The sequence below is a fragment of the Modicisalibacter radicis genome (assembly GCF_900961225.1).
Lineage (GTDB): Bacteria > Pseudomonadota > Gammaproteobacteria > Pseudomonadales > Halomonadaceae > Modicisalibacter.
On the sequence record NZ_CAAHFN010000074.1, the window covers coordinates 1 to 10,456 of the forward strand.

The 10,456-nt window shown below is 57.7% G+C and carries 5 protein-coding genes; 1 reads left to right on the forward strand and 4 read right to left on the reverse strand.

What is annotated here, in order from left to right; translation table 11 throughout:
* Positions 1–265 precede the first annotated feature (265 nt).
* Positions 266–1,263, reverse strand: a protein-coding gene (locus tag HR9077_RS13745; RefSeq protein WP_136067572.1) for an IS5 family transposase whose coding sequence is annotated in 2 segments (ribosomal slippage) — positions 266–1,020 and positions 1,020–1,263 — 999 coding nt in all. Because the reading frame shifts where the segments join, the coding sequence is not laid out codon by codon here.
* A gap of 329 nt (positions 1,264–1,592) precedes the next feature.
* Here HR9077_RS13745 and HR9077_RS13750 point away from each other — a divergent pair.
* On the forward strand, positions 1,593–4,499 hold the full coding sequence (locus tag HR9077_RS13750; protein ID WP_136067573.1) for a DUF4214 domain-containing protein: 2,907 nt from the start codon (positions 1,593–1,595) through the stop codon (positions 4,497–4,499).
* Between the two features lie 157 nt (positions 4,500–4,656).
* Here the strand turns inward: HR9077_RS13750 and HR9077_RS13755 are convergent, their stop codons facing one another.
* From HR9077_RS13755 to HR9077_RS13765, 3 genes are all read right to left on the reverse strand, one after another.
* Positions 4,657–6,117: a M14 family zinc carboxypeptidase gene (locus HR9077_RS13755; protein ID WP_136067574.1), complete on the reverse strand. Its 1,461-nt coding sequence runs from the start codon at positions 6,115–6,117 to the stop codon at positions 4,657–4,659.
* A 223-nt stretch (positions 6,118–6,340) separates the two neighbouring features.
* Positions 6,341–7,663: a DUF4214 domain-containing protein gene (locus HR9077_RS13760; protein ID WP_168380958.1), complete on the reverse strand. Its 1,323-nt coding sequence runs from the start codon at positions 7,661–7,663 to the stop codon at positions 6,341–6,343.
* Between the two features lie 284 nt (positions 7,664–7,947).
* Positions 7,948–9,723, reverse strand: coding sequence for a DUF4214 domain-containing protein (locus HR9077_RS13765; RefSeq protein ID WP_136067576.1), 1,776 nt, complete (start codon positions 9,721–9,723; stop codon positions 7,948–7,950).
* Positions 9,724–10,456: the final 733 nt, after the last annotated feature.

The window sequence follows — 10,456 nt, forward strand, 5'->3', positions numbered from 1 at the left end:
TGGCGAAAAAGCGGACCGGGCTGGCGCTCCAGTTTACGGGGTGTAAATGAGCATTTTGATCGGACTCGCGCCCGAGCCGATTTTTAACGCCGTATTGCCGAGCGCAGGCAGTTTTCGTACAAAGCCTAGGGAACCACTAAACAAATCGGTTCTGAGCGGCTGAACCCGTTCAGCCTGGCCAGATCATCGCCTCAGCAGTCATTACATGACCACTTCAGGTGGCCTGTTTTTCTTGGCAGCCAGTTTTCCGGCTGCCAGGCCAAATTCAAGACACACTGGCCCTGTCAGCGTCCCCCTCGCACCTTCCCGCCAACACCAGGTTGCCGAGGGCGAACAGGGTGAACAGCTGTGCCTGGTTCTTGGCCAGCCCTTTGTAGCGGACCTTCCGGTAGCCGAAGAGGTTCTTGATGACATGGAACGGGTGCTCCACCTTGGCGCGGATGCTGGCCTTGGCCTTCTCGAAGGCCAGCAGTAGCGTTTCCATAGTGCTGTCTTCCAGCTTCTTGAGGGTGCCGCGTTTGGCGGCGACACAGCACCGCGAGTTCGGGACGTCCTCTTCCTCGTCCAGATGCTTCCACATGCCGGTGTAACCCGCATCGCCGTAGACTCGCTTGTCATCATCGCGGACCAGGGCGCCGACCATGGTGACATCGGCGACGTTGGCCGAGGTCGCGGCAACGCTGTGGGTCAGGCCGGTGACCGCATCGACGCCGATATGCGCCTTCATACCGAAAAACCACTGGTTGCCTTTCCTGGTCTGCTTCATCTCCGGATCGCGTTGCCTGGCCTTGTTCTTGGTGGAGGGCGCGGCCGCCACGATGGTGGCGTCGACGATAGTACCCTCGCACATGAACAGGTCCTGCTCAGGCAGGCTGGCGTTGATTTCCTCGAAAATCCGCTGGGTCAGGGCATGCTTCTCCAGCAGGTGGCGGAAGCGAAGCAGCGTGGTTGCGTCCGGCACGCTTTCGATGGCCAGATCGATACCTATGAAGTCGCGCATGGCCTGGCTGTCGTAAATGCATCTTCCAGCGCCTCGTCGGCCAGCGCATACCACTGTTGAAGGAAGTAAGTCCGCAGCATGCGCTCCAGGCCAATCGGCGGCCGGCCCCGCTTACCTGCCGTGTTCGGGAAGTAGGCGGGCGACAGCGCGCCGATGAGCCGTTGCCAAGGCACCAGGGTTTCCATATGAGCCAGGAACCGCTCGCGGCGGGTGACCTTTTTCTTGTTCTGGTACTCGGCTTGGGCGAACGAGATCTGCTTCATCGGGTGGCTCGGTCAGGTGGTGACAGGGTAGCCAGATTTTACCTCGCCGACGGCTGCCAGGCAGCTACGGCGGGATTTATGCAGCGTTTCCTTAACGCTTCAATGCTCTTTCTCGATCAGTTCTTAGCTCAGCGCTCGCGCAGACGAACGAGACCCGCTAATCGATTAGCGCCCAAACAGCCATACTATTGGATGATGGCCGATGCTTTTGTTGGCACTAAAAAATGATGAAATGGAGACGGAAATGTGTGAAAATCCTGACCTGCTAGTAACACAAAGTTACCTAAAAAAACCTAGATGTACATAAAAATCAAGAGGATGGCTCCCTCATGGCCAATCAATTTTATCTCGACACCGTACAGTCTCTCTACGTCGCCTATTATGGCCGCCCTGCCGACCCCTCTGGCCAGAAATACTGGGCGGAACGGCTTGAAGCCAGCGATGGCAAGCTGGGCGAAATCATCAACGCCTTCGGCACCTCCCCCGAATACGCCTCCCGTCTAGGCAACAGCGACGCCGCCACCCAGGTCAACACCCTGTATCAGCAACTTTTCGGGCGCGCTGCCGAAGACGAAGGCCGGGCCTTCTACGCCAACATGATTAACAGCGGTGAAAAAACCCTGGCCGAAATAGCGCTTACAATCCGCGAAGCCGCCCAGGGCAGCGACCGCACCACGTTCGAGGGACGCACCGTCGTCGCCAAAGCCTTTACCCAAGAGCTGAATACCCCCGAAAAAATCGAGGCCTACTCGTCCGACCGTGGCATTGGCATCGGCCGTGCTTACCTGGAGCGCGTGACCGAACAAACCTCCTCGGATGACGTACTGAGCGAAGCCGCCCCGGTGGTTGAAACCCTACTGCCCGAAACTGAGCCGGAAACCCCGCCCACCGGCGGCGGCACACCGACGCCTCCAGCGCCCACCTTTACTGCCACACTGCATGAGCACGCCGTCATTTTCGGCGGCACCGCCACCGGGCCGATTGCCCTGACCAACGATCATGGTGAATGGACCTTCACCCGCGGCAACCTCACGGCCACCGTGTCGGGCGAAAACGTTAACGGCATCGCACTGGGTGATGCTGCTCTAACAGCCAACGGCAGTCTTTTGGACGACATTTCCGTTACCGGCACCGGCCAGCTCACCTTGAACGACCTCGCTGGCAGTTTGGATCTCAGCGGCTTAGCCGAAACCTTGAACGTTACCGCGACGGTTAGCAGTAGCCAGGATATTTCTGAAAACACCAACCTGAGCGCTATCGACACTTATCAAGTCGGCAGCGACGCGACGCTGACCATGACGCTTGAGCAATACGCCGGAACAACGCTAAAAGGCCAGGGGACCTTGAAATTCAGTGATGACATTGCCCCGCTACTAACCATTACCAATACCAATAACGAGTTGGAGTCGATTACGATCGCGCTTATCGATAACGATATCGGTCAACGCAGCGTTGCTGAAGTTCAGGCTTTTTTATCGCTTGAAAAGCTAGTTGACTCTTCTGGCGAAAAGGTAGAACTAAGCAATCTAACTTACACGCTGGTGGATACCAGCGCAGCGCTAAGTAGCTCGAATTCTGGTGTTGCTGAGATTGTCGAAGGTGCGGGCAATGTCGAGACCAGCGACGCGGCATCCATTTTACAGGCGATCACCATTCACGATCGTGCCAATGGTGCTAGCTACAGCATTACCGACTATGCTTCAACCATTATCAATCGTTCCACTGATGCCGATACCCTATCGGTGTTGCAGGCTGCCACCTCGGTAACGGCATCAGGTACGGTGAGCGCCGCAACGGCAGTGGACCTTCATGGTATTAGCGAATTCTCAATCGATTATAATATATACGACAACTACACGAATATCACAAACGAAGCTACTGGAGTTATCGACTCAGCAGTCAATCTTTCCACTTATACCCAAATCGATACAACACAAGCTATAAACATTATTGCATTCGACAATAGCGGCACTACCAGCATCAGCAGCATCGAAGATACAGCGGCTGCAACCAACTCTTTTGTGGATGCTAACGAACGTTCCGAAAAGCTCGATTACAGCTTCTCGGTGAGAGACACCTCCACCGCCATTTTGACTGCAATACAAGATAGCACGTCCTTTATTTACGGAAAGGCCGTGAACGACTTCGAAATCGACGCACGGGTTCAAAAGATTGTAGCAACAACGAACTTTGATTTAACCGGCGCGCAAACCTTCTGGGAAGCCGTTAGCACCGCCTTTGACGTCGTGGATGACAACGAAGCCACCGTATCAACCACGGCTCAAAAAACCACTTATACGATTTCTGATGAAATTGAAAACTATGACAATGAGGCCGCAGGTACAGAGTGGGTCGTCAATGCTGATGTGCGTATCATCACCGGCACTGCCGAAGACATTTCTCAGGCGCAGAACAATAGCAGCAATACCAGCCACGATATTTTTGAGTTGGTAAATGAAAGCGATCAAGACCGCCTTGTCGTTACCGGCAGTGCCGGTAACCAAACCATCACTGGCGGGCCGGGTAACAACAGTATCGATGCCGGCGATGGCAACGACACAGTCACGGGAGGCGGAAGCGGTGACACCATTAATGGTGGGGCAGGCTATGACACCCTTAAAGGCGAAGCCGGCAACGATACTATACACGGCGACGCGGGTAACGATACCATCCATGGCGGCACCGGCAACGACACCATTTACGGTGATACCGGTTATGACACGCTTTACGGCGAAGAAGGTCGCGATACGATTTACGCAGGCAGTTCATCATCCACCGGCTCTTCAATCCACACCACTCGCGTTACCGGTGGCGAAGACGGCGATGACATGTACGGCAGCGGCGATGCCGACCTGTTCATTTATGAAGGAAGCGATCGCAACGAGTTAGCAAGGGAGTCTTCAACGACTTACTCTACAAGGGACTACATCACCGACTTCAGCCTTGGCGACAAGATTGAGTTCCAAGGTGGTGTCGATGACGTCCAGTTCTTCAGTAGTGGTTCTGCCAACGCGTCCGACGTGGAAGCCGGTGAGCTAGGCCTCTCCATTCGCTACGAGAAAAACGCCAACGTCACGAACTGGGCAGGCACGGATACAGTAGATGCCACGCGTATTTTCATCGACGTTGCCGATGAAGACGGTCACTTCGACGATATCGCCGATATGCATATCATCCTGGTAGGCAGCGACATCGATATCAACTGGGATGGTAGCTCCATCGTATTCGGTGGCTAAGCGACCACCTGCTTGATAGCAGCAATAAGGGCAAGCCGCCGGCTTGCCCTTTTTTTTGTGCGCCATCCAAGGCGCTGCGCGCCAGCCTGGCGCACACCAAAAACGGCCCAAAATATGGCCGGCCGCTTGTCTACTGAGCGCTTGGCGCCCTGGGGCGCTAAGCAATCAGCGCATCGTCGTGCTGTATGCCGAGCGTCGGTACCTCTTCGGCAACCATCGTCGGCTCATCCTCGGTGGGCACATATTGATCGTCACCATACAACTCGGCGAAGTCGATGGAATCGGAACGTTCGGGAATTTCCAGCGCCAATGATGGGTCGATCTGCTCGAACTCGCCGGACGCCATCGATTCGGCGATCCCCTTCATGGCGAGATAGCTCTCAAGGGTCAATGCCCCAGCCAGGGCGCTGTAATCGAGCTCCACGCCCTGGGCGAGCTGATCCATCTCCTGCAGGCCACGCTGCTCGACCAACAGCGTCGCGGTGCCGTCGAGCCCCAGGCCATTGCGGCCGATGGCCGGATTGTCACTACCCGGGTAAAGCGTGAGATTGGCGTGCTCGAACTCTTCCAGCGCCTGGTCGATCGACACGATCGCGCGCTGGCCGGTTTCCATCAGCGAGGCATCCACGCCCTCGTTGGTGGCCCATAGCGCGGACAGCGTATCCAGCGAACCGTCTGTGCTGCGGTAGTTATTCTGATGATGCATGTCCACGAACAGATCCGGCTGGTACTGCTCGACCACCTGCCTCACGGCCGCCGATTCCGGCGCCAGATCCGGGTCGTTGGGCACCGACGGGTCGTAGGTACGGTTGAGATCGATGTCGTTGGAGTTACGCCGTGGGTCCAGGATGTCTTCGCCGCCGGCCACCTGCTCCTGCCAACGCGCGAAGCCATCCGGGTTGACCCGCGGCATCACCACCACGGTGACTTCCTCGCGCAGCGCCTGCGCTTCAGCGCTGTCACCGGCCAGGTAATCGAGCAAGTAGAGCGCCGCCTCGGTACCCAGCGGCTCGTCGCCGTGCTGCTGGGTGGCGATCATCAGCGTTTGCGGCCCCGTGCCCACCACGGCGCTATACAGCGGGTTGCCCTCCACGGATTCCCCGACCTGTTCGAGGGTCATCGCCTCGTGATCGCTGTCGAGCTGTTGCAGCGCCGCGTAGAGCGCTTCATTGCTGTGCAGGTTGTCCAGGGCCAACGCCTGCTGCGCATCGTAGTCTTCCTGCGCGACGTTCTGACTGTAATAATTGGCCACCGCGAGCTTGGCGCTCAACGCTTCCCGGTCGAACTCGCTCGCGGCGTCGATCATGCTATTGGCAAGGTTGGCGCGGCCGAGCTCACCGTTATCCACGCGCCCCGCCCAGTAAGCCACTTCATCGTCGCCGGGGTCGCGCTCGAAGTACTGGTTGTAGAGTGAACGCACGTACTCGCCGCTATCGAGCTCGGCCAGATAACCAGACGCCTCGTCGGAGCCGATAATCGCCTGCTCGATCGCCTCGGTGCTGACCTCGCCGGATTCGAGCTGGCCCTGCCAGTACGCCAGGCCATCCGGGTCCGCTGCGCGACCGATATAAGCCAGATAGAGGGATTGCACGATTTGAGCGCTGTTTTGTAATTCCATGGCCTGGAGCCTCCATTTTCTTTCCTAGTTGAACCACCCCTAATGGAAGCTAGTGGGTCGACTCAGAAAAGACATTAGTGTTTTGCAAAAAACCACAAAACAATCACCAGCCATTTACGTACCTAGTGCGTGGCACTCAGCAGGTGCCGTTGCAGCAGTAACGCTAGTAACGCTGCCACGGCCCAAGCACAAAGGCCGTCGTCGCGGCCTTTCACTGCTTTCCTCAATACCCGATCCACAGCGATTCGCCGAACAGCGCGGACAATTCACCGCCCGTGACGCCGGTGGCCTCGATACTGCCATCCGCCGGCACCAGGGTTTCGCCACTGGCGGAGCGCAGGCCCAGGTCCACGAGGTCGAGGCCCACGGCGTATTGATCCGTCAGGGTCAGCGAGCCGCCCGTCGTGAAAGCGATCTCCAGGTCGATACCGGGCTCACCGGCAACCTCGCTGCCGTTATCGATGAAGCGTAGCGAGACTACCGATGCCGCCAGCGCGTCGGCATCGGCGACGTTGATGAAGTTCAGCTCATCGGCCCTGCCACCTATCACATCGAAGTCGATCAGCGTATCCGCCCCGCCCGAACCGACCACATAGGTGAAGGAATCCTCTCCTGCTCCGGCCGTCATGGTGTCGTCGCCGGCGCCGCCCACGATCCAGTAGCCGCCGGACCCGGCGATGACGGTATTGCCCGCATCGCTGAGCCGATACTCCTCCACATAGTTGTAGCTGACATCGTCATCGGTCAGATCGACCGTGCCGCCTTGGGTGAAGAAGATCGTCTCGTGCCCCGGCGTTCCTGACCGACCGGCGCCGATCGACTCGAAAACCGCCAGCTGGTCGGGGGTCATGGCGACGCTGGCGGCATCGGCTATGCTCAGATAGTTTACGCCCGCCAGGGACATCTCGCTGATATCCGCACCGTTCTCCAGCCTCAGCCAGCCGCCCGCGTCGAGCGTCACAGCCTGGCCTGACGCTTCCGGAAAGCCGGGGAGCCCGTCAATACCGTCTGCCGGGCCAGGGACGGACACGCCGGGTGACGGCAGGGATTCGGCGGTGATGGCTGCCAACTGCGCCTGGGCCCCGGCCAGCCCGGATGCGGTGGAATACGCCGCGACCGCCTCGGGGGTGGACAACGTGGCGGTGAATTCGTCGGCCGCTGCTACCCGCGCATCGAGGACAGCGCGGTCTCCGCCCTGGGCGGCGTTGGCCACGGTCAGCGCGATTTCCGCCAGGCTCTTCTCACCGCGGGCCAGCACGCCGACGTAATAGTCGCGGCCTTCGTCGTCGGCGGCACGGCCGAACAGCTGCCCGTACAGCGTCTCGATGCGTTGCGCATCGTCCATCCCGCCAAAACGCGCCAGATACTCCTGGGACTGGCCGAACGCATTGGTCATGGCCTTCAGGTCGCCGCCGTTGGCGTCCAGCCGCGTGGCCCAGTAATCCAGGCCGCCGGGGTCGCCAGGCCGGCCATAATACGCCACGTAAAGCGCCTGAATCTGCTCGAGCGAGGTGGATGTCGGCATCGCTGATTCCTTGCCTGTCATGGGTAGGCCCATTATATCGGCCCCGCATTAGCAAACTTGAATTAAATAATCCAAAGAGGATGCCGAAGGTACCTGTAAATAGAGGGAGCCTGCGCTGGCTTAATCGTCAAACAATCCTACAGAGGGGCGCGTAATGATTAACTCAAACCATTAAAACTCGAACGGCAAGAATGGCTGGATCGCGCGGGCTAAGGCAGGAAATGAGAAGGATAAACGCAAAAAAACCCCCGGCCAAGGCCGGGGGTTTCGGTACGAATCAACGTTGCCGTTAAATCGCGGTGCCGTTAGGCGATGGAGATGTAGCCGTTTTCAACCTGGAGGTCATCGGCGTTGACGCCAGTCAGCGTTACCTGTGCACCGTCGAAACCGTTCTCAGCGCTGCCGGCAAAGGCCTTGTTCTCGAAGGAAAGAACGGTATCGTTGCCGCTCTGCTGGAAGAAGACTTCCAGGGTATTGACATCGCCCGCTGCGTCGTCGGTCAGTGTAACGTCAGAGCCCAACTGGACAGCCGTGAAGCTGTCGCCGATGTAGAGCTGGTCTTCGCCATCAGTACCGAAGCCGGCAATAGTTTGACCGGCGTAGCTATCATCGAAGATGAACACGTCATTTTCAGCGGTGCCACCGGTGGCCGCGTCAGACAGGTTGACACCCTGCTCTTCGATGGTGTCGGCCGCCTCGGAAACCGCGTCGTTCAGGTCGTCGACCTGAGACTGCAGACCGGTCAGTTCCTGATAGTCCGCAACGGCTTCGTTGAAGGTGCTCAGCGCAGCCTGGTCATTGAGGAGATCCTGAGCGTTGGGTGCGCTGCCGGTGTCAGCATTTGCCAGATCCAAGGTGACAGCATTATCAGTCACGGAATAACCGCCGCCATCGCTGACAGCCGCATTGGTGATATCGGCTTCGAGGTTGATCACCTTCTCAGCGGCCTTTTCGAAGGCCGTCTGCTGAGTCGCGAGACTCTGCTCGGCATCGTACTGGGCCTGCGCGTCGCTGATCAGCGCATCCAGACCTTCGTAGTTGCTGGCAGTGAAGTTAGAGTCGAGCTCGACTTCACCGTCGCCGTTAACGACCAGGAAGTCGACGGCACCACCACCCTGTCCGTCGTCGTAGGTAACAAGCACGGAGTCACCGGCATTGGCGTCCACGGCGTAAGCTTCGCTACCGGTCGCATTGAGTGCATCGAACTTAGCAGTTTCACCGGTCAGTTCATCGGAAGCATCCGAATTTGCAGTCAGCGCAGACTCGAAACGAGATTCAGCGCTCTGCAGGGAAGAGATAGCGGCGTTCAGGCCGCTAGTGCTGTTGACCGTGTCCTGAGCATCGCTGACAGCTTTCTCAAGCTCGTCCTGCTTGGCGTCGATCTGGGCAGCGGCAACGCTGGCGTTGCTGTCCAGAGTGATGCTGCCGGCAGTTTCGACCTCGCCTTGTGCCGCTGTGACTGCGTCGCTGAGAGCGGTGTCAATCTGCGCATCGGTGGCGTCTTCAGCATCAACAGACAGCTCTGCGACGACGGCTTCGTTGGAAACCACGTCACCCTTCAGGTAGTCGGAAACCGCTTCCTGAGCAGCCTGATACTCTTCGATAGCCGGGGTCAGTTCGGGCGTGTATAGCCCACCCTCGGCGTTAGTGACTACGTCCTTGGCTGCGACGATATCGTAATCTTCGGCAGAGCCGTAGGTAGCGGTGTATTCAGCAGCCGCTTCGACCTTGGCGTTGAAATCGTTAAGATCGACACCGCTGGCAGCGTTCTTGATGGTCAGGGCAATTTCAGCCAGCGACTTCTCGCCGGAATTCAGAACGCCTGTGTAGTAAGCCAGACCTTCCGGATCGGCATCGCGACCGAACATCTGCTCGTACAGGTTGTTGACGAGCGTGGCGTTGCCCTGGCCTTCGGCCATTGCTTGGTATTCTTCAGAGTTGCCAAACGCATTGATGATGGCGCTTTCGCCTTCACTTTCGAGACGGTCGGCCCAGTACTGGAGACCATCCTGATCGGCCGGACGGCCATAGTAGGCGACGTAGAGCTGTTGTACGGAATTTTCAGATGCTTGTGTAGCCATGGGACTATAGTCTCCTAACGTTTGCAAAGCTGGCGGCCTAGTAACGCCAGCCGTTCACACTGCGTGAGCGCTCGAGCCCTGCTCAGTGAGCCGCACCCGAATGCCAGTGATTGCTGTTGTGTCATGCCGATTGTTCCTTAGGACCGGCCACCACATGAACCACCGCGACGAATGCGGATACCGGCTAATGTAATGACGCAGCTCCTACCAAGTCAACGAGCGATCCCAACGAACAATCGACAAATTACCCTTCTATTCGTGACATGCCGATGACCGAAAATGCGCCTTGGGGCGCCCAACAGGCTCACCCTTGGCATGCCACTGCCAGCGAGATTAGCTTATATCTTGGCTCATGGCGAGAGTGAACGCTTACTTTTTTGCAACTTTCACCCTGCCTGCACAAGCCCTTGATCAGGCTTGAAAAAAACACTGTTTCCTCAGGCCGACAGCATAGCGCATGTGACAATTTATTTCAGCGCCGGGGTGAGAAAACCCCTTGCCGGCATTAAACCTCTTTTCAACCCTTTCAAGGATTTTGCGGCCTGCGAAAGGAGTGGCCACTCACATTCAACTTGGCGCAGTGGGTGGCGGCCCGAAAGGTCGGTCAAGAGCAATCCACTTTGGTTGTAAGCCATTTGCCATAGGGCTGAAATAATGCCGAAAGCGACGCTTGGCGCGTCGCTTGCCCAGCATTTTCAACACGGCTAATAAATGGTTGTTTTTAGGGAATAAA